The organism is Salisediminibacterium halotolerans, assembly GCF_003814815.1.
In the GTDB taxonomy this organism is placed as follows: domain Bacteria; phylum Bacillota; class Bacilli; order Bacillales; family Salisediminibacteriaceae; genus Salisediminibacterium; species Salisediminibacterium halotolerans.
The window spans coordinates 223,363-245,723 of the sequence record NZ_RKQQ01000005.1; the positions used below are offsets into that span (position 1 = coordinate 223,363).

Annotated in this window: 20 protein-coding genes and 1 pseudogene; 13 read left to right on the top strand and 8 right to left on the bottom strand. The window is 46.0% G+C overall.

Going from position 1 to position 22,361, the window contains the following annotated elements; genetic code table 11:
• Nucleotides 1-88 precede the first annotated feature (88 nt).
• Nucleotides 89-1,963 carry a BCCT family transporter gene (locus EDD67_RS10680; RefSeq protein ID WP_121440011.1) on the bottom strand — a complete coding sequence of 625 codons (1,875 nt, stop codon included), beginning with the start codon at nt 1,961-1,963 and terminating at the stop codon, nt 89-91.
• A gap of 197 nt (nt 1,964-2,160) precedes the next feature.
• Between EDD67_RS10680 and EDD67_RS10685 the strand changes: the two genes are divergently transcribed.
• Together EDD67_RS10685 and EDD67_RS10690 are read left to right on the top strand one after the other, a co-directional pair.
• Nucleotides 2,161-2,808: a class I SAM-dependent methyltransferase gene (locus EDD67_RS10685; protein ID WP_121440012.1), complete on the top strand. Its 648-nt coding sequence runs from the start codon at nt 2,161-2,163 to the stop codon at nt 2,806-2,808.
• Nucleotides 2,795-3,127, top strand: coding sequence for a tRNA-binding protein (locus EDD67_RS10690; protein ID WP_121440013.1), 333 nt, complete (start codon nt 2,795-2,797; stop codon nt 3,125-3,127). Before EDD67_RS10685 ends, EDD67_RS10690 begins: the two co-directional genes overlap by 14 nt.
• 310 nt (nt 3,128-3,437) lie before the next feature.
• Here EDD67_RS10690 and EDD67_RS10695 read toward each other — a convergent pair whose 3' ends face one another.
• Complete coding sequence (locus EDD67_RS10695; RefSeq protein ID WP_121440014.1) at nt 3,438-4,226, bottom strand: DUF2628 domain-containing protein; 789 nt, start codon at nt 4,224-4,226, stop codon at nt 3,438-3,440.
• A 163-nt stretch (nt 4,227-4,389) separates the two neighbouring features.
• Between EDD67_RS10695 and EDD67_RS10700 the strand changes: the two genes are divergently transcribed.
• The 3 genes and pseudogenes from EDD67_RS10700 to EDD67_RS10705 all read left to right on the top strand — a co-directional run bounded on the left by EDD67_RS10700 (nt 4,390) and on the right by EDD67_RS10705 (nt 6,898).
• Complete coding sequence (locus tag EDD67_RS10700; RefSeq protein ID WP_121440015.1) at nt 4,390-4,752, top strand: ArsR/SmtB family transcription factor; 363 nt, start codon at nt 4,390-4,392, stop codon at nt 4,750-4,752.
• Nucleotides 4,753-4,801: 49 nt separating this feature from the next.
• Nucleotides 4,802-4,900, top strand: a pseudogene (locus tag EDD67_RS14225) (cation transporter); the annotation flags it as partial.
• A gap of 177 nt (nt 4,901-5,077) precedes the next feature.
• On the top strand, nt 5,078-6,898 hold the full coding sequence (locus EDD67_RS10705; RefSeq protein WP_371859242.1) for a heavy metal translocating P-type ATPase: 1,821 nt from the start codon (nt 5,078-5,080) through the stop codon (nt 6,896-6,898).
• 19 nt (nt 6,899-6,917) lie between these two features.
• On the opposite strand, the gene EDD67_RS10710 is transcribed toward EDD67_RS10705, so the two are convergent.
• The 5 genes from EDD67_RS10710 to EDD67_RS10730 all read right to left on the bottom strand — a co-directional run bounded on the left by EDD67_RS10710 (nt 6,918) and on the right by EDD67_RS10730 (nt 11,526).
• Complete coding sequence (locus EDD67_RS10710) at nt 6,918-7,478, bottom strand: flavin reductase family protein (protein WP_121440017.1); 561 nt, start codon at nt 7,476-7,478, stop codon at nt 6,918-6,920.
• Nucleotides 7,479-7,571: 93 nt separating this feature from the next.
• Nucleotides 7,572-8,294, bottom strand: a complete 723-nt coding sequence (locus EDD67_RS10715; protein ID WP_121440018.1) for a GerMN domain-containing protein — start codon at nt 8,292-8,294, stop codon at nt 7,572-7,574.
• A 125-nt stretch (nt 8,295-8,419) separates the two neighbouring features.
• On the bottom strand, nt 8,420-9,379 hold the full coding sequence (locus EDD67_RS10720; protein WP_242006030.1) for a glycine betaine ABC transporter substrate-binding protein: 960 nt from the start codon (nt 9,377-9,379) through the stop codon (nt 8,420-8,422).
• Nucleotides 9,380-9,467: 88 nt separating this feature from the next.
• Complete coding sequence (locus EDD67_RS10725; protein WP_093072496.1) at nt 9,468-10,337, bottom strand: ABC transporter permease; 870 nt, start codon at nt 10,335-10,337, stop codon at nt 9,468-9,470.
• On the bottom strand, nt 10,330-11,526 hold the full coding sequence (locus EDD67_RS10730) for a quaternary amine ABC transporter ATP-binding protein (RefSeq protein ID WP_093072497.1): 1,197 nt from the start codon (nt 11,524-11,526) through the stop codon (nt 10,330-10,332). Before EDD67_RS10730 ends, EDD67_RS10725 begins: the two co-directional genes overlap by 8 nt.
• 335 nt (nt 11,527-11,861) lie before the next feature.
• Between EDD67_RS10730 and EDD67_RS10735 the strand changes: the two genes are divergently transcribed.
• From EDD67_RS10735 to EDD67_RS10745, 3 genes are all read left to right on the top strand, one after another.
• On the top strand, nt 11,862-12,437 hold the full coding sequence (locus EDD67_RS10735; RefSeq protein ID WP_121440020.1) for a GbsR/MarR family transcriptional regulator: 576 nt from the start codon (nt 11,862-11,864) through the stop codon (nt 12,435-12,437).
• A gap of 273 nt (nt 12,438-12,710) precedes the next feature.
• Nucleotides 12,711-13,259, top strand: coding sequence for an RNA polymerase sigma factor SigX (sigX, locus tag EDD67_RS10740; RefSeq protein WP_121440021.1), 549 nt, complete (start codon nt 12,711-12,713; stop codon nt 13,257-13,259).
• Entirely contained in the window at nt 13,256-14,593 is a 1,338-nt protein-coding gene (locus EDD67_RS10745; RefSeq protein ID WP_121440022.1) for a hypothetical protein, read from the top strand. Before sigX ends, EDD67_RS10745 begins: the two co-directional genes overlap by 4 nt.
• 74 nt (nt 14,594-14,667) lie before the next feature.
• On the opposite strand, the gene EDD67_RS10750 is transcribed toward EDD67_RS10745, so the two are convergent.
• Nucleotides 14,668-16,074 (bottom strand): sigma-54 interaction domain-containing protein, encoded by a 1,407-nt coding sequence (locus tag EDD67_RS10750; protein WP_277872129.1) that lies wholly within the window; start codon nt 16,072-16,074, stop codon nt 14,668-14,670.
• Between the two features lie 223 nt (nt 16,075-16,297).
• On the opposite strand from EDD67_RS10750, the gene pruA reads away from it, so the two are divergent.
• The 5 genes from pruA to EDD67_RS10775 all read left to right on the top strand — a co-directional run bounded on the left by pruA (nt 16,298) and on the right by EDD67_RS10775 (nt 22,272).
• Nucleotides 16,298-17,860 carry an L-glutamate gamma-semialdehyde dehydrogenase gene (gene pruA / locus EDD67_RS10755; protein ID WP_121440023.1) on the top strand — a complete coding sequence of 521 codons (1,563 nt, stop codon included), beginning with the start codon at nt 16,298-16,300 and terminating at the stop codon, nt 17,858-17,860.
• Between the two features lie 17 nt (nt 17,861-17,877).
• On the top strand, nt 17,878-19,071 hold the full coding sequence (locus tag EDD67_RS10760; RefSeq protein WP_121440024.1) for an ornithine--oxo-acid transaminase: 1,194 nt from the start codon (nt 17,878-17,880) through the stop codon (nt 19,069-19,071).
• A 53-nt stretch (nt 19,072-19,124) separates the two neighbouring features.
• Complete coding sequence (locus tag EDD67_RS10765) at nt 19,125-20,030, top strand: proline dehydrogenase family protein (protein WP_121440025.1); 906 nt, start codon at nt 19,125-19,127, stop codon at nt 20,028-20,030.
• A 38-nt stretch (nt 20,031-20,068) separates the two neighbouring features.
• Nucleotides 20,069-20,962, top strand: coding sequence for an arginase (rocF, locus tag EDD67_RS10770; protein ID WP_121440053.1), 894 nt, complete (start codon nt 20,069-20,071; stop codon nt 20,960-20,962).
• A 245-nt stretch (nt 20,963-21,207) separates the two neighbouring features.
• Complete coding sequence (locus EDD67_RS10775; RefSeq protein ID WP_121440026.1) at nt 21,208-22,272, top strand: ABC transporter ATP-binding protein; 1,065 nt, start codon at nt 21,208-21,210, stop codon at nt 22,270-22,272.
• Nucleotides 22,273-22,361 lie beyond the last annotated feature (89 nt).

Genomic DNA, 22,361 nt, shown 5'->3' on the forward strand with positions numbered 1-22,361 from the left:
GTCTTTAAACAAGTTGATATCTGACGATGTTATGACTTTGTCAACAAACTGCCGCCTCGTTCTAGGTAACGAGGCGGCAGCGTATGGTTTATTCGTTGTTCTTTTTGTTCTGATCGTCATCTTCCGTTTCTTCGGACGGTTCGAGCTCGCCGTTCAGCTGTTCTCCGAGATCGTCACGAAGATCTTCATAAATCTTTTCCTTGAATTCTTCGTACACTTCTTCTTTAATGTCATCGTATACTTCTTCTCTTACTTGCTCATACACATCTTCTTTAAGCTCATCATAAGCTTCGTCTTTAAAATCATCATAGACTTCGTCTCTTACCTGTTCATACACGTCTTCTTTCATTTCATCGTACGTTTCATCTTTGAAATCATCATAGAGGTTTTCTTTCATTCCGCCGTAAACTTCCTCTTTGACAAGCTTGCGTTCTTGGTATCTATCCTTTTTCCGTTCTCTGACCATATCTTTACTCATCATCAGTAACAGCGAGAAAATCATAACGAGCATGATAAAGGCAAACGGCAGCGCTGCGACAATTGAAGCGGTTTGCAACCCTTCTAAACCGCCGCTGATCAGTAACACGGAAGAGGTTCCGGCAATGAGGAATCCCCAAATCACTTTAATTGAAAGCTTTGGATTTAAACTCCCTGCTGAAGTCATCGCTCCAAGCACAAACGAAGCCGAGTCAGCTGAAGTAATGAAAAAGATCAAAATTAAAAAGACAGCGAGGATACTGGTAATTAAGCTTAGCGGCAACTCGCCGAGCATCGCAAAGAGCGCGAGTTCCACTTCTTCCATGACGAGATTGCCGATTTGGTCGTTTCCGCCGAGCACTTCATTGAGCGCGGTGCCGCCGAACGTTGTAAACCAAAGCGCACCAAGAAGCGACGGCACAATCAAGACGCCTGCGACAAACTCCCGAATCGTTCTTCCCCGGGAAATACGCGCGATGAATATGCCCATAAACGGCGCCCAAGAAATATGCCAGGCCCAGAAAAAGATCGTATTTGCCCCGAGCCATTCTCCGTCTCCAAACGGATTCATATCTAAACTCATCTGGGTCACATTCGTTAAATAACCGCCGACTGTTGTGACGAAATTTTGCGCGATAAAAAGAGTCGGCCCGACAATGATGACAAATAAAAGCAGCATGCCGGCAATGAATAAATTGATCGTGCTGAGCACTTTAATACCGCGGTTAACGCCGGTGGCCGCCGAAAAGATGAATAAAAAGGTAACGATCATAATAATGATAAAGTTGACCGTTGCGTTATTCGGAATCCCTTCGACAAGGTAAGAAAGCCCGCCGGTAATTTGCAACGCGCTTAAACCGAACGTTGTTGCAACACCGGTTGAAGTTGCGAGTACCGCGAGTGTATCAATTCCTTTGCCGAACGCTCCATATGCGCGATCGCCGATGAGCGGTTGAAAAGCAGAGCTGATTAACGCCGGCTGATCTTTGCGGAATTGCACGTAAGCCAGTGTTAAACCGACGATCGAAAATATTGCCCAAGGGTGAAGCGCCCAATGAAAGACACCGTAACGCAGTCCGGCAGCAGCTTGGTCTCCTTCGGGGGCATTGACATAATCAGGGTGCGGATCGAAAAAATAAAGTACCGGTTCAGCGACGCCCCAAAAGACGAAACCGACACCAATCCCGGCAGCAAAAAGCATACCGATCCAGGATATGTACTTAAATTCCGGTTTCTCATCAGGTTTCCCTAGTTTTAACTTTCCGAACGGGCTGAGTGCTAAAAATAAGATGAAGGCGATAAAAATGGCTGTGACAAGCATATAAAACCAGCCGAAGTTATCAAGGGTGAATCCGAGTGCGATATTGGAGAGTCTGTCGAGTGATTCCGGGCCGAGAAAGCCCCATAAAACAAATAAAGCGACTAATGGTGCGGAAATGTAAAAAACAATATTCGGGTTTTTCGTTTCATACTGAAATTTTGGCATAGTTTCGTATCCGGTTTTCCCGAATATCCTCCTTTCAAATGGACCGTATTTTGTGAACCTTTATCAATCATAAGGTTATATTTAGCGAATGTCCACACCCTGGACCGAAAAGTATGTGAATTGCTCATATTTGAGCAGGAATTTTTTGCATAAAGAACGAAGTGAAACGCGGGCAGAAATTAAGGAGGCGAGAGGAATTGAATAATTATAAACAGCCTTTTTCTGTAACAGACAAAATCAAAAAACGTTACAATCGTAATGCCCCTGTGTTTCAGCGCATGGATCACATGATGAAACCGTCTTGGCGAGAGAAGCTTCTTGAAAAATGCAGCGGTGATGTTTTAGAGATCGGTATCGGAACCGGAATTAACATTCCATATTACCCGTCTTCGGTGACATCTTTAACCGGGGTTGATTTCAGTCCGCGCATGCTTAAGTATGCAAGAAAAGCCGTTGCGAAGCATTCCTTTCCGGTTAAACTTATGGAAGAAGATGCGGAAAATTTGCCGTTTGCTTCGGAATCGTTTGATGTTGTTGTGACAACCTGTGTATTTTGTTCTGTTCCGGACCCTGTACAGGGATTAAACGAAATTCACCGTGTCTTGAAGCCGGGCGGACAGCTTCTGATGCTCGAACATATGCGAAGCGAAACAAAATTGCTGGGTAAATTCATGGATATTATTAACCCGGCGGCTGTCCGCTTAAGCGGGGCAAATATTAACCGCCGGACGATGGATAATCTCGAGCAGGCGTCGTTTGTCTGTGAACGAGAGAAGCATCTGCTGCACGATATTGTTCGTGAGCTGCACTGTAAAAAGAAGGAGGATACTGATGGCAGCATTTGAAGATTTTCAACAATTGGACATACGGATCGGCACGGTAACAAATGCAGAACCATTTCCGCGCGCTAAAACACCTGCTTATAAAGTGTATGTGGACTTTGGCGAAGAGATCGGCACGAAACAATCGAGCGCACAAATTACCGCTAGATATGAACCCGAGGATATTGTCGGCCGGCAAGTAGCGGCGGTCGTCAATTTTCCGCCGATGAACATTGCCGGGTTTTCTTCGGAGATTCTCATATTAGGCGGTATGCCGGGCGAAGATGATGTGGTCCTGTTAAATATCGATGAACCGGTTCCGAACGGAACAAAAGTCGGTTAAAAAGCTCCCGTTAAAGGGAACTTTCAGATTGTAGACAAATTATTATTTTGACGTAAGCCACGCAGCCACTACCCTCCGCTTGCCCCGGGCAAGGACTCAGCTAGTATTCGGCGGCCATGGACCGCCGAATACGGATCTTCGTCTCTTGCTTTCCCAGAGGCGTCGGAGGAGTGGATGCATGGCTTCCTTTATTATGAAAACACTCGATTCAAAGAAGAACGATGCGTCGTCATCCGTTCCTTTTAATATGACATCTATCGATGTCATGACTTTGTCTACACTCTAAAAGCTCCCGTAGACGGGAGCTTTTTTATTCGTATTGTTCCAAGTAAATATCAAACATTGTTTCAGCGACGCGCTCGTCATCGAGATAAACATTCAAGCGGTAATAGCCGGTTTCCGTTTCAGGACGCTCGGCGTCAATCAGGCTCATCGATATCGTTCTGCCGGAAAAAATGTTTGAATCTTGTTCTTGAATCATCGCCCATTCCTCGTCCAGCTCCTCAGCAAAATACAACTCATAGCGAAATGACTTTCCGTCGATTGGTTCTTCTGCCCGGAAATAAAGGTTGATCAAGTCGTTGTACTTTTCATAGCTTGCAGGTTGGCGGATGTCTAATTGACCCTCCGGTACAGAGCGGTCGTCTTCGTACGTGTAAACACCCGGTGAAACCGAAGGGTTATACTCCCAAAAGGCTGTAAACATCAACGGCCACAGAAAAAAAGCTCCTATGATGAGCGGCGAAAGAATTGCGCTTAAAAAAGACGGGTTTTGAGCTGAAAATAACGGAACTTTCGGCCGGCCGTTTTCATCCTGTTCATTCAGGCGTTCTTGCCGTAGGGCTGCTAATTTGGTTGCCGCGAAGCCGAAAAACCCGTGAAGGAGCACCATATAAGTAAGGATAAATAATGGCTCGAGCCAGCCAGGCCATAAAAAGACTGCTGAAAGCCAAGGGAAATAACTGGAGATTGCCAGCATCAGCAGGACAAATAAAAAATACACAAAAATCCATTGATAAAGCCGGTGATAACCGAGCCAAAAAGGGGCGAAAACAAAAGCGAAATGGTTAAACGTATAACGGGACGGTTGGTCAGTCATGGATAGCAAAATCTCCTTTTTTGATCGTGCTTACATTTTATCATTGTCGGCGAGTGTGTAAAACGAAAGCATGTCAGTTTGAAACATTCAAACAGTTGTTTGAATGTTCAGCTTTGAAAATGTACAATATATTCAAATGAATATTTGAATGAGGTGAGGTGACGTGAGTCAAGAAACATGCGATGTTTATTCATTTGATAAAAAAACCGTTGAACTGATTCGTAATAATACACCACAAGAGGATATAAAGAAAGCGGGAGAATTGTTTAAATTGCTCGCAGATCCGACCCGTTTAAAAATTGCCTATGCATTAACGTTATCTGAACTTTGTGTTTGTGACGCAGCACAACTATCAGATATTTCGACGGCGGTTGCTTCCCATCATTTGCGGACGATGAAAAAATTCGGTCTTGTGCGTGTCCGTAAAGAAGGAAAGCTGGCGATTTATCAGCTTGACGATGATCATGTGAAAGAATTAGTGATCAATGCAGTAGTGCATGCAGGGGAGGTGAAAGACAATGTCTGAGCTTAAAGAGTTTTATTTGAGCGGGTTATCTTGAACAAGCTGTGCTGCTCGGTTCGAGCAGAATGTTCAAGAATTGCCTGGTGTTGAAGAGGCATCAGTCAATTTTGCTGCAGAAAAATTGACTGTCAAAGGATATATTACAGAGTCGCAAATTGAACAAGCCGGTGCGTTTGATCAGATCACTGTTAAGCACGCGGACAAAAAGAATGATGAACCCGCGTTTTTGACGAAGAAAAAATGGATACAAGTCGCAATTGCTGCCGTTTTTGTATTGGCAGGCTGGGGTTCTCACTTTCTCAACGGCGAAACACATACGATAACGGTATTGCTGTTTTTCTTAGCTATTCTTGTCGGCGGGTACGATTTATTTGCCCAAGGGTTGAAAAACCTTCGCTCGCTCATCTTTGATATGAAAACGCTGATGACGGTTGCTGTTATCGGTGCCGCGCTGATCGGCGAGTGGGGAGAAGGCGCACTGGTTGTCGTCTTGTTTGCCGTCAGTGAAGCGCTCGAATCGTATTCGATGGACCAAGCGAGACGATCGTTACGGACAATTATGAAACAGCGCCCCGAAGAAGCAACAGTTGTGCGCGGAGAGAGCACCTTTTCTGTTCCGGTATCTGCAGTGGAACCGGGGGAAAAGCTAGTCGTTCTATCAGGTGAACAAATTCCGCTGGACGGAGACGTGACAGAGGGGAGATCCGCCGTCAATGAAGCAGCGATCACGGGGGAGAGCATGCCGCAAGTAAAAAAAAGCGGCGATCACGTGTATGCCGGATCATTGAATGAAGAAGGCGTTTTATACGTTGAAGCAACGAAAAAAGCGGCTGATTCCAAATTAGCAAAAATTATTCATCTCGTTGAAGAAGCGCAAGCTGAGAAAGCTCCGGCACAAAAATTTGTTGACCGGTTTGCCTATTATTATACGCCGGCGATCATTTTATTAGCCTTTTTAATTATGATCATCCCGCCGCTGATCTTTGGCGCTTCGTGGAACGAGTGGGTTTACTTAGGGCTTGCCACGCTTGTTGTCGGCTGTCCGTGCGCATTGGTCATCTCAACACCTGTGGCGATCGTAACTGCGATCGGCACCGCGGCTAAAAACGGTGTGTTAATTAAGGGCGGCGTTTACCTGGAAGAGTGGAGCAGGCTGAATACGATAGCGTTTGATAAAACAGGCACTTTGACGAAAGGGGAACCGGAAGTATCGGATTTTTTGCCGGTTGATCAATCCAACGGTGCGGATGTGCTGCGGTATACAGCTGCTTTAGAAGCGTATTCGACTCACCCGTTAGCAAAAGCTGTAGTGAACTACGCGTCTTCAAATCACGAACAAGCTGACCATTTACATGTCGAAAATGTTGAAACCCACCTCGGCAAAGGGGTAGAAGGTTACGTGAACGGTATTTGTATTCGGGCAGGGAATCCGCACTGGATTCAAGAAATATTGCCGCAAGCTTGGAGTTTTGAAGTTGACGCGCTGGTTGATTCGCTGCAAAAAGGCGGCAAAACAACCGTGATTGCAGTAATTGACGAGCGGGTTACGGGAGTTTTTGCCCTGCAAGACAGTTTGCGTGAAGATGCAGCTGCGCTGATGCAAGATTTGGCTGAGCTGAAGATAAACAAGCGGGTTTTGCTTACCGGTGACCAAAAAGTATCGGCACAGGCGATTTCTAAAGGACTCGGTTTAACGGATGTGTATGCGGAAATGATGCCGGAGGATAAATTGACGGAATTGGAGAGGCTCGCCTTAAATCGAAATAAAGTTGCAATGGTGGGGGACGGGATTAATGACGCGCCGGCTTTAGCGAAAGCTGACATTGGCATCGCTATGGGAGCCGGAACAGATACGGCGCTGGAAACGGCAGATACGGCGTTAATGAAAAACGACTTGAGCCAAATACCGAAAACGATCCGTTTGAGCAGAAAAACGATGCGGATTATTAAGCAAAACATTTTGTTTGCACTTGGTTTAAAGGCCTTTGCTTTGCTGCTTGTGCCGTTTGGCTTATTAACGTTATGGATTGCTATTGTAGCAGATATGGGAGCGACCCTGCTGGTAACGCTAAACAGTCTGAGGCTGTTGCGGCGGAGGGAAACGCGTGAATACGGAACAGAAAAAAGCTTGCGCCCGAAGCTTTCATAAGCAGGTGCAAGCTGAAGATTTAAGTGAAATCCTTCATTTTTTTACGGGCAGTTTCGTGATCGGGGATTAAGTATTCTGAGTTGCCAAAAAACAGTGGAAGCTTTAATTTGTCGAAATTGGGTTGCCCGTTTTCGAAAAATGACGGCTTATCTTGATAAAATTGCGTGATATTTCCCGAGACCCAGTCGTGATCGCCGTACGTGCGGCTTTCGATTATTTCGCATTCATAAGCAATATACGCTTCGTTCATAATCGGTGCGGATGTTTTCTCGCCGGGAAACCAGTTTGAACCGATGCGATGAAATTTATCGCCGTTGTAGCCGCTCAGTTTGCCTGAACCGTCAATTAGAGATGTATAATCAGCAGAGACGAAATTAACAGCAAATGCGCCGCTCTCGACAATGAGATGATGTGTAAAACGTTCTTTTGCGACAGCAACACCGTAAATAGGCGGATCAGCAGACATGTATGAATGCCACCCGGCAGCCATGACATTGGCTGTATCGCCGGATTTAGCGGTTACTAACGCTATTAAGCCCGGATAAGTATGCATAACAATATGATTCACGGGTTGTAACAATAAAATCAGCCTCTTTTCTTAACGAATTTTGTGTAAAATTGAACATACACATACTGTGATAACCCGGCTTGTCATAAAGCCGGGTTTAAATTTTTATTCTTCAAACACGTTGTAATCATCAGGGTCGCCGGCTTCAACCGGTTCAGACAAGTTCATATGACCGAGGAAGTCGCCGGCATCTTCGCCTTCAATGAGAATGAGAGTTTCATCCATATCGAATTGTTCCATCATTAAAGCGATTTGATCGACAAGCATACTTTCGGTCGATGCCCCGACATTTGAGTCCAAAATCGTTTCGGTAAAGGAGACGTGGGCGGTATCATCGTGAAATTCTACATAGTCCAACTCCGTATCTTCGTGGGCGATCGGTGAAAGTTCCTCACTTTCAGGTCCTTCAAGCCACATCTCAAACGTCTCTTCAGCGCCTTCTGCAGACATTTCAACCGTTTCTCCGCTCGGAACCCGGTAAAGATTTAACGCTTGATCGTCAATAAAAAATAACGAAACGTCATCAATCGTGTCAGCATCGGCTTCATTTGTATCGTTGTTATCGTCATTTTGCTGATTCTCTTCGCTGTTATGTTCGTTATTGTTCTCAGTATTTTCTTCCGTTTCATCGTCGTTTTCGTTGTTATTCAAGCTGTTGCCGTTATTCTCATTGATATTTTCATTATTATTTTCTGTATTTTCGTTATTACTGGTTACCTCATTATTCTCGTTTGGCTCTGTGTCGTCCGTATTCGCATTGTCATCACCGCAAGCAGCCATCATCAGGACAAGCCCGAGCCCGATTGTTAATCCGTAAGTGCGTTTCATACATATCCCTCATTTTTAAAAATATAGTCGAGCTTACCCCGTTAGACGTGATTATACGGCTGGGGTTTCAGAAAAGACGATCAATAAAGATAACCCGCTCTCAGCTGAGAGCGGGTCAGAGATATTTATTGAAGGTCTTCGATCGAGTCGATGTCCATGTATTCTGGAACGACAAAACCTGTCTGAGCACCTTCTAGGTTAACTCCGAGGCTATCTAAATCATCACCGAAGTCTTCAACGAGATGATCGTGCGTAGTTGGCAACCATGCGGCAACCATGCCGTCGGCTTGGCCGTCAGCTACAGCTTGGAACATTTGGTTTGCTTCAAGCGGTGTCAAAGTAACATCATAGCCAATGTCTTCTAAGACTGTAGCGACAACATTTGTCGAAGCAATTTCAGAGTCCCATGCTACGAGGACAAGTTCAATTTCGCCGCCGTCGACTTCGTCCACGCCGTCTGTCCATTCACTGACGAGATCTTCGTTATCGTCAACCCAGTTGCGGGCAGCTTCATTTTCGTCTGCACCTTCGTTAATTTCAAGCATGACTTCGTTCATATGCTCGCCTTCCCAGTTGAAGTTATCCAATACTTCATAAGCTTCAGGCTCTTCGTCTTGAAGGTCTTGACGGACAAACGTTTCGATATCTTCTGCTTCACCGAAAGCTAATTCTGGATCTTCGAGGAATTTCAAATCAAAATCGCTAAACTTCCAGTGCGGTGTCCAGCCTGTTACGATGATCGGCTCTTCGTTCTCATACGCATCTGCGAGAGCTTGTGTCATCGCAGCGTCGGAACTTGCCTGTACGCTCCAGTCTTCCAAGCCGTAATCTTCCAGAGCTTGTTCAGCACCTGACATGATTCCGGCGCCGGCGTCGATACCGGTGATAGTGTAGTCTAATTCCTCACCGTAGTCACCAGCAGCCTCTTCACCATTGTCAGCGTTATTGTTTTCTTCATTGTTCACATTGTTGGCATTGTCGTTTTCCGGCGCGTTATTTTCATTATTTTCAGCGTCTCCACAACCAGCAACAACGAGTCCAAGCGACATACCTGCGATTAGACCTGCTTTACTTTTAAAATTCAAATTGACCCTCTCCTTTTGATAATAGTTTACTTAACGTAACTTCTTATCATTTATAGTTACCCTTTTGATAAAAGGGAGAAAACCAAATTTATTTTGCGTTGCGGTTAAATGCTTGCGACATGCGGTCAAGCATAATCGCTAAAATAACAATACTGATGCCGGCTTCAAAGCCCATCGCGATATCGTTACGCCCGACGGCGTAGTAAACTTCGCGGCCGAGTCCGTCGGTACCGATCATTGCAGCAATAACAACCATCGATAATGCGAGCATGATCGTTTGGTTAATCCCGGCCATGATCGTAACTTGCGCCTGCGGAAGCTGGACTTTTACGAGTTTTTGGTTCGGTGTCGAACCGAACGCTTCCGCTGCTTCGATCATTTCCGTCGGTACTTGGCGGATCCCCAAGTTTGTCAGCCGGACTGTCGGCGGCATCGCGAAAATAACGGATGCAACAACACCTGGTACAATACCGATACTGAAAAAGGCGACGGCCGGAATCAGATAAACAAAGGCCGGCATCGTCTGCATGAAGTCAAGGACCGGTGTAATGATCATTTGTACGTAGTTGTTTCGCGCCATCCAGATTCCGACTGGAACACCGATAACAATAGAGATTGCAGTAGCGGTTAATACTAATGCTAAGGTTAACATTAAATCGTCCCAGTACTCAAGGCTGTGAATTAAGAGCAACCCGAAGAATACCAATGAGGGCAAGCCCCATTTTTTCTCCTGATTTCTGACAACCCAGTAAGCGAGCCCGGTTAATAATAGAATTAAAATAACGGCAGGCAACAGTTCTAATAGCCATAAAAAACCATTCGTTACGCCGGCAATACCGCCTCGTAAACCGTTAAAGAATGCTTCAGCATTCGTCAGCCAATCAACAAAGGCTTCAATCGTATCACCCAGAGGGATACGGGGAAGAAAGTCTAAAAGTCCGTCAAATGTCTCACGCATCAAGGTTCACCTCTTTTCCGGATAGTGCGGCAAGTACTTTACTGCGAATAACAATACCGCGCAGACGGTTGTTTTCATCAACTACTGCGATTGGCACGTTAGAAGTTGATACCATATCGAAGACGTCATGAACAGGCGTTTCTTCATCTACTGTCGGCACTTCTGTGTGCAGAAGCGGACGCAAGTCTTTCGCATCTTCTTTCACCGCAGCAGAAACTTCAGCAGCATGACAAATGCCTTCGAGTTCGCGGTTTTTATTCGTCACGTAAATACTGGAAATGTCAGCATCGCGCATGCGCTGCAGGGCGACACGCGGGCCGTCTTTTTCCAAGTTTACGGTTTCCGGGCGAACCATGATGTTTTTGACTGTATAGACTTTGGAACGGTCGACATCTTCCACAAACCGCTCAACGTAGTCGTTCGCTGGATTGGTCAAAATCTCTTCCGGTGTACCGACTTGGACGATTGCACCGTCTTTCATGATCGTAATCCGATCACCGATTCGCAGGGCTTCATCTAAGTCGTGCGTGATAAAGATAATCGTTTTTTGCATTTTCGTCTGTAAATCTAAGAGCTCATCCTGCATGTCTTTACGAATAAGCGGATCCAGTGCGGAGAAAGCTTCGTCCATAAGCAGGATCGGCGGGTCGTTCGCGAGTGCGCGGGCTAAGCCGACACGCTGCTGCATACCTCCGGAGAGCTGATCCGGATACTGGTTCTCATAACCTTTTAGGCCGACCAGTTCCAAAGCATTTTGCGCTTTTTGCATCCGGTCTTCTTCGGAAATACCTTGGACTTCCAGTCCGTATACGACATTGTCGAGAATGGTGCGAAACGGGAATAAGCCGAACTTCTGGAAGACCATGCCCATTTTCTTGCGGCGGACTTCACGGAGCTGCTTGTCATCCATTGCTGCCAAATCTTCGTCATTCAGCCATACTTTACCGCCGGTAGGTTCAATCAGTCGGTTAAGCAGACGAACGAGCGTGGATTTTCCGCTTCCGGAAAGCCCCATAATGACAAAGATCTCTCCTTGATCAACTTCAAAGTCAGCTTTGTTAACGCCGACCGTCAAACCGGTTTCTTCAAGGATCTCGTCCTTTGTTTTTCCTTCATCGAGGAGTTTTAAGCCTTGTTTCGGACGCTTGCCGAATATTTTGGTTAAACCCTCCACTTTAATTTCTGACACGTCAGCCACCTCTTTTTTTAGTATTCTTCATTGAGGTACTACTACCCGTTTTTAAACAGATAGAAACCAAAACTTAAGCTTTTTAGGTGCATAGTTGTAAACACCGTCGCCATCTTTCGACCTTTTTTACTATAAAGGTTATAAGTCTGAATATCAAACGGGATATAAAGGGCATAAGTTACGAAAAGAACGTTCAGAAAAAACTGTACAGAAATTATAGCCGAGTTTCTTTTGATTGCGCTCGATTGCTCTCGTTCAGATGACTTAATCATACTTTCTCCATTACTGATTGCTTGGTAAGATGACTGGTAGAATGTTTTCGAAGGAGGAAAACTATGCCGGAAACACGGGGTTTTGAAGAAGAAGAAGCACTTTTAGAAGAAGCGAGAGAACCGTTTATCACAGAAATAGCGAAAAATATTCATTTGTATAATATTACATCATCCGCTGGCAGAGTTTACGGCAATGTGTTTTTTTCAACTTCGCCGATGACGTTAGATGACATGAGCGAATCAGTAGGGATGAGCAAAACGAGTATGAGCACTTGTATCCGGCAGCTTTCTGAAGCACATATGGTTGAGCGTGTCTGGGAAAAAGGTGTAAGAAAAGATCTGTATAAAACGGAAGACGACTGGTACAAATCTTTCACCGAAGTATTTATCGACCGTTGGCGGCATGCGGTCATATCGAACCGGGAAGCGATCGCTGCAACAAAGAAGCGGCTTGAAGATTTGCGAAATGATGCCCACTACAGCGAAACGATCAAAAAAGTCGAGCATGATTTGGAAAAGCTGCGGGATGCAGAAGAATTTTACAGCTGGCTCAATGATGTTATCACGTTGTTTGAAACAGGAGCGATTCACGACATTGTTCCGGCAAAGAAAGAAAAACCGAATAAAAGCGGATCGTAAACAAAATGTTGATTCGTATTTACATCAAAAGGAGCTGTATTTTCATTTGAAGAAGATGAAATGCAGCTTTTTTGCTATAATGGAGACTGATTTGATGACAGAAAGGATCGGATAACATATGAAAAATTGGCACTGGGCAATTGTCTTGCTCGTGATCGGTTTTATCGGCGGAGCGCTTTATTGGGTTTGGGTTTTTTCGGCGCAATAATTCTTTGAACCTTGTAACTTTCCGTGCAAATATGCGACTAACTAAACAGACAGGGAGGGACCGGTTTGAAGGAGGAGTTCGAGCGACTTTACCAACAATACCACCATCAGCTGTTTCAATATCTATTTTACTTGGTCCGTCATCGCGAGACGGCTGAAGAACTTGTGCAAGAAGTGTACATTAAAGTGCTCCGCTCCTATGAAACGTTCGAGGGGAAGAGCACAGAAAAAACGTGGCTTTATTCCGTCGCTAAGCATGTAGCGATTGATCATATTCGCAAGCAATCCCGCAAGAAAAGAAAGGCGGAAGGCAAAGAGTATGAGTGGAGCGAAAGGGAGTTTGAAATCGAAGATCGGGCGCCGCTTCCGGACGAAGCTGTTATGCAAAAAGATGAAATGCAGCATGTGTACAAAATGATGGAAAAATGCTCTGCCAATCAGCAGCAAGTGCTGATACTGCGCTATATTCAAGCGCTGTCAATTGCCGAGACAGCAGACGTTTTAGGCTGGACTGAGAGTAAAGTCAAAACAACGCAGCATCGGGCGATTAAAGCGTTGAAAAATCATTTAGAAAAACACGCAGAAGAGTTTCAGGCAAAGGAGGCAAGCAGATGAGCAAGCGCAGATGGGATGAGGAAGAGATCGAGCAGACCTTGACAGATTTTCCTGCTGTGAAAGACCGGCAATCAAAAGACGAGCTGTATCGAAAAATTGAACAGGCAGAGCAAATGCCAAACCGTTTCAGCAAAATCAAACAAAAGAATCGCCGCCCCCGTTTCACGCCGCTTGTGGCAGCAGGGGCTGCTGCAGTGATTATGCTTTTGATCATTCCGTCGTTTCTGGATAATTCATCGCCGCTTACCGGCGGAGATGACTCTGGAGATGAACCGTCGACGGCCGGTGTGCCGGAAGAAAATGATCAAGACAATAATAGGGAAAATGAAAATGCCGAAAATAAAAATGCGGAAAATGAGTATGCGGAAAATGATGCTGATAACGATATCCCGGAAGAAAATGACAACTACGAAGCGTCAAATAATGACAATGCGCCGTCAAATGATCAGGGAAGCTCCGTGCAAAACAGCGAGACAGCTGAAAATCAAGCTGAACAAAACACGGAAAACGATGTATCAGAATCGCAAAATGAAAGAGAATCTGAAACAAGCGGAGAGAAGCATGACTACCCGGTGCTGAGCGCATCCGTTCACGAAACCGACAGCGGTGAAAAGACGGTCACAATCTCAGTGAGTGACGAATTGCGTTCTACTGGCGAGGAAGCAATCGCCGCTGCTCTTAACGAAAGTGATCCGACTTCAAATGAAGATCTGCAATCGATCACCCGCATTGAACGCGATGCCGAGAATCAGGGGGAGTTAACGATTGATTTTGCAGAAGATCACGAATTGGGTTCGTTAACGTCGAATGAATATGATGCACTCGAATTTACAATCGAAGAAATCCTTTCGGCCTACGGCGTCGAAGAGGTTCAATTTTCGACTGACGGGGAATCAGGGGTTGCTTTCGGGCCTGCCGGAATCGTGGAAACTTTAACGATTCCGTTTGAAGCGGAAGGTTATTTTGTATCAGAAGAGGAAAACCGTCTGATCAGTGCTCGCACGGCTGGAGAAACGAATGGTGAAGACGAATGGATCCCGCTGGAAGAAACCGTTGAAGCGATGGAGACTATAGAGAGTGATGAAGAGGCAGGGATTGTTTCTGCGATACCTGATTTTGTAGAAATTGCTGAGGTGGATGTTGCCGGTCAAGAAGCAAGTGTTTATTATGCGGCCGATGAAGAACTCTCAGATGAAGAGATGGAACATTTCTTTCAATCAATGCGGTTGACCGGTGTGAAATACAATCTGGAAAAATTAAAACTGATCGATGAAGACCAAGCTGAAGAACCGGTGATTGAATACGAATACGATGAACGTATCATTGTAGAATAAAACAGGGGGGGAGCGTTGCTCCCCCCCTGTTTTATTTATATCCAATATAATGGAAGGAAAACGTCAGGGTTAGATTATTGTTCGCCGATCCGGTGTTTGTTTATCCGGTACTGCAAGCTTTGTCTTTTTATTCCGAGCAGTGAAGCAGCTTGCGTGATATTTCCTTCAGTACGCCGCAAAACCTCCTCGATATAATGCTTTTCAGCACTTTCAATATATTCCTGCAATGGGCGAATTGTGTCGTTGTTCGGCTGAAGAGCCGGAACATCGAGCGCCGAAGCCGTCGAAACAGACGCTTTATTTTGCATGTGCAGCGGCAAAAAATCCAATCCGATCGGTTCATCGTGTGAAATCAAATTCATCGCCCCTTCGATAACATGTTCCAGTTCACGAATGTTGCCCGGCCATTCGTACGATGAGAAAAACTCCTCAACGTCGGCGGCAACATAAGGGACAGATAATTGAAAAAGGTCGTTGAATTTATTAACAAAATGATCGGTTAATACCGGCAAATCCTCTTTTCTGTCTCTGAGCGGAGGGATCATCAATGTGACGACGCTCAAGCGGTAATACAAATCTTCGCGCAAAGACTTGTTTTTAACGGCGGTAATCGGATCTTCGTTCACAGTCGCGATGATGCGGACGTTCACATCTTTGCTTTTTGTATCGCCGATTCTGCGGACGGATTTTTCTTGAATCACCCGGAGAAGTTTGGCTTGAAGCGAAGGGTTTAATGAGTTAATTTCATCTAACATTAACGTTCCTCCGTCAGCTTGCTCAAAAAGCCCGGGATGGTTCGTTGCTCCGGTAAATCCGCCTTTAACACTGCCGAAAAGAATCCCTTCAATCAATGAATCAGGCAGTGCGGCGCAATTTTGGCTGATAAACGGTTTAGAGCCGCGGTCGCTGCTGTTATGAATGCTTTGCGCAAACAATTCTTTCCCCGTTCCTGTTTCGCCGTAAATCAACACAGATGAAGACGTTCTTGTTGCGCGTTTTGCGTTTGTAATAACGGTTTGAATGGCGTCGCTTTTGCCGATGATCTGATCAAATGTGAACTTCGCTTCGTCTTTGCGCCGGCCTGTTTCACGCGACATCCGTTCCAGTTTTGTAATGTCGCGGGCAATTTCAACGGCGCCGAATGTTTCAGTGTTTAACTGCAACGGAAACGTGTCGTTAACCGTCGTTATTTCCAAGCCTTTGTTGTTAAAGTACGTTTGTTTTTCGTTTCTGTGCGACCGGCCGTGCTGCAGCGCTTGCCAAAGCCTGCTGTCTTCTGCTGAATTGAACATGAAAATATCGAGAATATTTCGATTCAGCACTTCTTCTTTCGGCATATCTTCCATTTCCGCCATGCGCCGATTATAGATGACGGAGCGTCCGTCGAGGTCGACAACGTGAATGCCGACGTCAATTGAGTCGAGCAATTGCAAGTAAGCAGGGTGAAGTTCCGGCATTTTTTTCGTGTACGAATCGTTCATTGGTTCACCGCCAGTAAATGATTATTGTATCTCCAGTTTAATCAAAGTCAGCTAATCGAGCAAATAAATTTTGCACTTTCGCGCAAACAAATTCGGCGGCGCAAAATCTATTTGCACTGGAACAATAAGTAAAGGCTTTCAAATCGAGAGCGCGAACTGGCATAAATATTGCATTAGTTAGAAAGTGTAGAAAATTAACACAATTTTAAGGAGTGATTTGCAGATGGTAACCCCATACAAACATGAACCGTTTACAGATTTTTCGGTCGAGGAAAATCGAAAAGCTTATCAAGATGCGCTTGATTATGTCGGGACGCAAATGGGCAAAGAGTACCCGCTTATTATTAACGGTGAGAAAATATTCACCGATAAAAAAACAACGACAGTGAATCCGAACAACCATTCCCAAGTGGTCGGGTACGTATCGAAATGCGATCAAGAATTAGCGGAAAAGGCGCACCAGAGTGCGCAAGAGGCGTTTAAATCATGGAGCAAATGGGACCCGGAAGCACGCGCGGCGATTCTTTTCCGTGCGGCTGCGAAAATCCGTCACCGCAAACATGAATTTTCCGCCTGGATGACTTACGAGGTCGGCAAGCCTTGGGTTGAAGCGGATGCAGATACAGCTGAAGCGATTGACTTTTTAGAGTATTATGCCCGGCAAATGGTGAGTTTAAAAGACGGCGTTGAAGTCAATTCACGCGAGATTGAGCATAATTCATTCAGCTATATTCCGCTCGGTGTCGGGATTACGATCTCGCCGTGGAACTTGGCTTTGGCGATTATGTGCGGAACGGCGAGCGGGCCGGTGGTTGCCGGAAATACGATTTTATTGAAACCGGCGAAAACGGCTACGGTGATTTCTTATAAGTTTATGGAGGTGCTGCTCGAATCAGGATTGCCGGACGGCGTTGTTAACTGGGTTCCGGGAAGCAGTGCGGAAATCGGCGACTACCTTGTTGATCATCCGAAAACGCGGTTTATCAACTTTACCGGCTCGAAAGCGACAGGGCTTCATATTGCTGAACGGGCAGCGAAAGTTCAGCCGGGACAAATTTGGATGAAGCGCGTCATCACTGAAATGGGCGGCAAGGATACAATCATCGTTGATGATGATGCTGATTTAGAGTTGGCAACAGACGCGATTGCTTACTCGGCCTTTGGCTTCTCCGGACAAAAATGTTCCGCTTGTTCACGCGTCATTGCCCACGAAGATGTGTATGATGAGCTGCTTGATAAAGTCGCGAAAAAAGCGGAAACACTGACGGTCGGCCCGACGAATTTTGATAACTCGAATTTCATGGGGGCGGTCAATGATGAAGAAGCATTTAAAAAAATTATGGGATACGTTGAAGTCGGCAAGCAAGAGGGCCGTCTGGTTACCGGCGGCACCGGCGATGATTCGAAGGGTTACTTCATTCAGCCGACAATCTTTGCTGATCTCGACCCAGAGGCGCGGATCATGCAAGAGGAAGTGTTCGGTCCGTTTGTAGGATTCGCGAAAGCAAAAGATTTCGATGAACTGATTGATATTGCCAATAACACAGAATACGGCTTGACAGGTGCGGTCATTTCCAACAACCGCGCGAATCTTGAAAAAGCCCGTGCAGATTTTCATGTTGGCAACCTGTACTTCAATCGCGGCTGTACCGCAGCGATTGTCGGCTATCAGCCATTCGGCGGATTCAATATGTCCGGAACCGATTCGAAAGCAGGCGGTCCGGATTACTTGCTGCATTTCCTGCAGCCGAAAACTGTGACCGATCAATTTAAACCGACCGTTTAATCAAGGAGTGTTGCTGCATGACAAAAACCGACAGTATTATTTTGGAAACTGAACAATACGGCGCCCGCAATTATCATCCGCTTCCGATCGTTATTTCGGAGGCGGAGGGTGCTTGGGTAGAAGACCCTGAAGGGAACCGCTACATTGATATGCTCAGTGCCTATTCCGCTGTAAACCAAGGGCACCGGCATCCGAAGATTATCGAAGCGCTCAAAAACCAAGCGGATAAGATCACGCTGACGTCGCGGGCTTTTCATAATGATCAGCTTGGAAGATTTTATGAGCGGGTAGCAAAGATAACCAATAAAGAGATGGTTCTGCCGATGAATACCGGCGCTGAAGCAGTTGAGACAGCTGTGAAAGCAATCCGGCGCTGGGCTTACCGTGTCAAAGGGGTCGAAAAAGATCAAGCCGAGATTATTGTGTGTGAAGACAACTTTCACGGCCGCACGATGACGGCAGTGTCTTTATCTTCCAACGAAGCTTATAAAAAAGATTTCGGACCGCTTCTTCCCGGCGTGAAAGTGATTCCGTTCGGGGATGCTGATGCATTGCGCGAAGCGATCACGCCAAACACAGCTGCCTTTTTATTTGAGCCGATTCAAGGTGAAGCTGGGATCAATATTCCTGACGAAGGTTTTTTGCAAGAAGCGTATACCATCTGTCAAGAAAATAATGTGCTTTATGCCGCGGATGAAATACAATGCGGCCTGGCCAGAAGCGGCCGGACATTTGCGTGTGATTGGGAAGGGGTAGAACCGGATATTTACATCCTTGGAAAAGCGCTCGGGGGCGGAGTTATGCCGATCTCCTGTGTTGCTGCGAACGAAGATATTTTAGGGGTGTTTGAACCGGGGTCGCACGGATCGACGTTTGGCGGCAACCCTCTATCGTGCGCGGTTTCAGTAGCGGCATTAGATGTGATCGAAGAGGAAAAACTCGCTGAACGTTCTGATCGTTTAGGGAGGGCTTTTAAAGAAGAACTTCAAACGATTGACAATCCGAAGATCCGGGAAATTCGCGGGAAAGGCCTTTTTATCGGCGTTGAACTGACAGAGCCGGCGCGTCCTTACTGTGAAATGCTCAAGGAAAAGGGGCTGCTGTGCAAAGAGACGCACGAGAATGTGATTCGCTTTGCACCTCCGCTTGTTATTGCGGAGAGTGATCTTAATTGGGCGCTTGCCCAAATTAAAGACATTCTCTCCGTTTGATCGAAGAGATCGGTTGACTGCAGAAAGAAAGCGGGGAAGGGGAGGAAGCCGTTATGATTACACGAAAATTTTTTTCGGTGTTATCATCAAGTCAATTTTTGGAGAATAGAGCTCGTAATTGGGGACCAAAATTAGGTGCGACAACAGTGATTGCCGGCGAGACGATTGAAGAGGCGATGGAAGCAGTGCGAAAATTAAACGCACAAGGATTATGTGCGACAGTTGATCACCTCGGCGAATTTGTCCATAAAAAAGAAGAAGCGCTAGCGTCAAAAGACTATTGTATTCGCACGCTTGAAGCGATCGACGCTTACGGTGTCGACTGTAATTTGTCTTTAAAACTGACATCTTTGGGCCTCGATGTAGACCGTAATTTATGCCGTGATAACATGCTGGACATTTTAGCGAAAGCAGATGAATTGAATATTTTTGTCCGGATTGATATGGAAGACTATGCTCATTTGGACTCTACGTTAGAGTTGTTTCAAGAGCTGCGGAGATCGTATCAAAACGTCGGCCCGGCGATGCAATCTTATTTACACCGAGCAGAACAAGATACCCGATCCTTGAAAGGTGTCAATTTAAGAATGATGAAAGGGGCTTATAAAGAATCCCCCTCTGTCGCATATCAGAAGAAGCCGGAAGTCGATGCAAATCTGTTAAACATCATCAAAGTTCATTTGCTGAATGGCAGTTACACAGCTGTTGCAACCCACGACCACAATATTATCGAAGAAGTTAAAACGTTTGTCCGTGAACAAGGGATTCCTGATGATTTATACGAGTTTCAAATGCTCTATGGTTTTCGGACGGAATTGCAGGCGCAGCTTGTGAATGAGGGTTACAAAGTCCGGGTTTACGTTCCGTTTGGGGAAGACTGGTACGGGTATTTCATGCGCCGGCTCGGCGAGCGCCCGCAAAACATCGTGTTTGCGATGAGAGGATTATTATCGAAATAACTAGTCAGACAGGTGAAGAGGTGTCGCGTGTGAACAAAATGGTATCGGTGATCGGTGTACCGATGGACCTTGGTCAAAATCGGCGCGGTGTTGATATGGGACCAAGTGCCATGCGGTATGCCGGTCTTGTTGAACGGTTGCAAGAAACGGGCTGCAGTGTTAATGATCTCGGGGACATCGAGGTCGGCCGTCCTGAAGCGCTCGATGTGAAAAATGCCGATAATTTAAAAGATCTGGAAGAAGTCGTTACGGTTAATGAGCGTCTCGCTGACACCGTGAAAAACGTTGTACAAGCAGGCCGTTTTCCGCTTATTCTTGGGGGAGACCACAGTATTGCGATTGGCACATTGGCCGGTGTGTCGCATAAGTATAACAATATGGGCGTGATATGGTATGACGCTCATGGAGATTTAAACACCGGTGCGACCTCTCCTTCTGGAAATATTCACGGAATGCCTTTAGCGGTAAGTCTTGGCATCGGTCACCCCTCACTAACGGAGATCGGCGGTTATAAACCGAAAGTCACACCTGAAAATATCGTCATTATCGGTGCCCGTTCGTTGGATCCGGAAGAAAGAGAATACATTCAAGCGCAAGGTGTCCGGGTATATACGATGCATGAAATCGATCGCGACGGTATGGCTGCCGTGATGAATGACGCGATTGCATTTTTAGAAGCGAAAACAGACGGCGTGCATCTGAGTCTGGATCTCGATGCTTTAGATCCGCAGCATGCCCCGGGTGTAGGGACGCCGGTTGTCGGCGGCACGACGTACCGTGAAACACACTTGGCGATGGAGATGCTCGCCCAGCGGCAAGTTATAACATCGGCCGAATTTGTAGAAGTCAATCCGATTCTCGATGTGCGCAATCAAACTGCCGAAGCAGCTGTTGGATTGATCGGATCGCTGTTCGGAGAGAAGCTGTTATAGCAGAAGAAAAACCCTGGAAGCAAAGCCTTGCTTCCAGGGTTTTTGTATTTTTAAACATTCGGTGATAAAAAGTAATGGATATTTCGTGACAACTTCTGGACAGCGTTGACCCTCTTGAAAACGCTGTGCTATAATTCAACTGTAATGAAAATCATTCTCAACTAAATTTTAACGATTCTAAATAAGCTTTCAAATGTTAATCGGACTTTCATGAGGAGCAAGAGCGGATACGGGAGGTAAGTCTAATGAGTTTTATCGAAATGAGGAATATTTCAAAAAGGTTTGGACGCCATGATTCGCCTGCGGTCGACAAAATGAGTCTCGATATCAGCAAAGGTGAAATCATCACATTGCTCGGACCGAGCGGTTGCGGCAAAACGACGACGCTGCGGATGATTGCCGGCTTTGAACAGCCGACGGCCGGAACGATTGAAATAGGCGGCACAAAAGTTTTTGATGAAGGAGAATCACTTCCGCCGGAAAAACGCGGTATCGGGATGGTTTTCCAGGATTATGCGCTTTTTCCGCATATGAATATCTTAAAAAATGTCATGTTCGGTTTAACAAAATGGCCGGCACGCGAGAAAAAGAACCGGGCGCGAGAAGTTTTGGAGTTGGTCGGTCTTGAAGAGTATGCGAACCGTTACCCGACGGAACTTTCCGGCGGGCAGCAGCAGCGGATTGCACTGGCGCGCGCGCTGGCACCGAAACCTCATGTTGTTTTAATGGATGAACCTTTCAGCAACCTGGATGCCGGCTTGCGCGAAAAGATGCGTTTTGACGTGACGAATATCTTGCGCAAAGCGAATACAACAGCGATTATGGTAACGCACGATCAAAAAGATGCGTTTGCGGTATCCAATCGGGTCGTCGTGATGAACGACGGCGTTATTCAGCAAATTGATCAGCCAAAAGAGATGTATCGTTGCCCGAAAAACTGTTTCGTTGCGCAGTTCGTCGGCAAGACAAACTTGCTCGACGGAAGAATGGCAGAAGATCAGCAAAGCATCCATACGCATATCGGCAAAGTTTCCTTGCCGGAACAGTGGCAAGAGCGGCTTGAAACTGTCAAGCTGTCTATTCGGCCGGAAGGCTGCCGTTTAGCTGAACAAGGTTCCGGGGCCTATTGCGGCCAAGTTGAGCGGGTTACGTACGGCGGTGAATACCAGGAACTGTATGTGAGGCTGCATAACGAACCGGAATTATCGAATGAACCGATGCTGTTATATGCGCCGATCGAACAAGATGTTGAGGTCGGCCACGTCGTTTCCTTTGATATCAAACCGGAATTGGTTGCAGTTGTTGACTAACTAACCCCTGCAAAGCAACTTACATTGTCAGACGTAAGTTGCTTTTATTATGAGTTTTTTTAAGAGATCCTAATGATAATTTATACTTT

Bases quoted from the DNA above. Each gene is read 5' to 3' on its own strand.
- EDD67_RS10680 (WP_121440011.1), bottom strand. From the start codon at position 1,963: ATGCCAAAATTTCAGTATGAAACGAAAAACCCGAATATTGTTTTTTAC.
- EDD67_RS10690 (WP_121440013.1), top strand. From the start codon at position 2,795: ATGGCAGCATTTGAAGATTTTCAACAATTGGACATACGGATCGGCACG.
- EDD67_RS10695 (WP_121440014.1), bottom strand. From the start codon at position 4,226: ATGACTGACCAACCGTCCCGTTATACGTTTAACCATTTCGCTTTTGTT.
- EDD67_RS10715 (WP_121440018.1), bottom strand. From the start codon at position 8,294: ATGAAACGCACTTACGGATTAACAATCGGGCTCGGGCTTGTCCTGATG.
- EDD67_RS10725 (WP_093072496.1), bottom strand. From the start codon at position 10,337: ATGCGTGAGACATTTGACGGACTTTTAGACTTTCTTCCCCGTATCCCT.
- EDD67_RS10735 (WP_121440020.1), top strand. From the start codon at position 11,862: ATGCCGGAAACACGGGGTTTTGAAGAAGAAGAAGCACTTTTAGAAGAA.
- EDD67_RS10745 (WP_121440022.1), top strand. From the start codon at position 13,256: ATGAGCAAGCGCAGATGGGATGAGGAAGAGATCGAGCAGACCTTGACA.
- EDD67_RS10750 (WP_277872129.1), bottom strand. From the start codon at position 16,074: ATGAACGATTCGTACACGAAAAAAATGCCGGAACTTCACCCTGCTTAC.
- pruA (WP_121440023.1), top strand. From the start codon at position 16,298: ATGGTAACCCCATACAAACATGAACCGTTTACAGATTTTTCGGTCGAG.
- EDD67_RS10760 (WP_121440024.1), top strand. From the start codon at position 17,878: ATGACAAAAACCGACAGTATTATTTTGGAAACTGAACAATACGGCGCC.
- EDD67_RS10765 (WP_121440025.1), top strand. From the start codon at position 19,125: ATGATTACACGAAAATTTTTTTCGGTGTTATCATCAAGTCAATTTTTG.
- rocF (WP_121440053.1), top strand. From the start codon at position 20,069: ATGGTATCGGTGATCGGTGTACCGATGGACCTTGGTCAAAATCGGCGC.
- EDD67_RS10775 (WP_121440026.1), top strand. From the start codon at position 21,208: ATGAGTTTTATCGAAATGAGGAATATTTCAAAAAGGTTTGGACGCCAT.